The organism is Kineococcus glutinatus (assembly GCF_039542765.1).
In the GTDB taxonomy this organism is placed as follows: domain Bacteria; phylum Actinomycetota; class Actinomycetes; order Actinomycetales; family Kineococcaceae; genus Kineococcus_A; species Kineococcus_A glutinatus.
The window spans coordinates 1-915 of record NZ_BAABIL010000825.1; the positions used below are offsets into that span (position 1 = coordinate 1).

Here is a 915-nt window from a genome sequence, read left to right on the forward strand (position 1 = left end):
CTCGCGCAGGGCGCTCGCCAGCGGCACGGCGGCCCGGCGCACCTCCAGCACCTCCCGCTTGAGGGAGTAGATGTCCACCGCGTCGCCGGAGCGGGCCGGGGAGAACACCTGCTCCTCCACCTCGGCGACGTCCTGCTCCAGCGCCGCGTCGATGCGCACGTACTCGTCGACGACCGCTTCCAGGACGGCGTGCAGCACCGCCCGCGGCCCGCCGCGCAACCGCTGCGGGTCGCCCTCCAGGGCGTGGCGCACCGGTGCCAGCGAGCCGACCTCGCCGCGGCGGACGGTGACGACGAACCGCTCGCCGACGAACACCATGGCCTCGCCCGTCTCCACGGCGGACTCCGCCTCGTCGTAGGCCAGCAGCTTGACGACGACGAAGAGGGTGTCGCCGTAGCGCTCCACCTTCGGCCGCTGCCGGCCCTGCACCGCGTCCTCCACGGCCAGCGGGTGCAGCCCCAGCTCTCCGGAGACGCGGTCGAACTCCTCGGCGGTGGGGTCCTTGAGCCCCAGCCACACGAAGCCGCCCGGGTCGGCGCTCTCCGCGTCCGGGCGGCAGGAGCGCAGCACCCCCTCCAGGTCGCGCCGGTCGGCGCAGTCCTGCCGGCGGCCGGCCACGTACGAGGCGACGTCCACGATCACGGCCCCCATCCTCACCCCCGGCGGCCGGGCCGGCCCGCCGGGCACCGGGGTGAGGGGGCGCGCGGGCCTGACCCTAGGCTGCTGCGCGTGCCGACGCTCCTGCTCGTCCGCCACGGCCGCAGCACCGCCAACACCGCCGGCGTGCTCGCGGGCTGGACGCCGGACGTCCACCTCGACGAGGTGGGCCGCGGGCAGGTGGCGGCGCTGGGGCGGCGGATGGCGGCGCTGCCGCTGGCCCGCGTCGCCTGCTCGCCGCTGGAGCGCTGCCTGGAG

The 915-nt window shown here is 76.8% G+C and carries 2 protein-coding genes; one reads left to right on the forward strand and one right to left on the reverse strand.

Annotated elements, in window-relative coordinates:
* A partial coding sequence (locus ABEB16_RS21765; protein ID WP_345714258.1) for a CorA family divalent cation transporter occupies window positions 1-642 on the reverse strand: 642 nt, incomplete at its 3' end.
* Window positions 643-729: 87 nt separating this feature from the next.
* On the opposite strand from ABEB16_RS21765, the gene ABEB16_RS21770 reads away from it, so the two are divergent.
* Window positions 730-915: histidine phosphatase family protein (locus tag ABEB16_RS21770; RefSeq protein ID WP_345714259.1), on the forward strand; the 186-nt coding region annotated here is incomplete at its 3' end.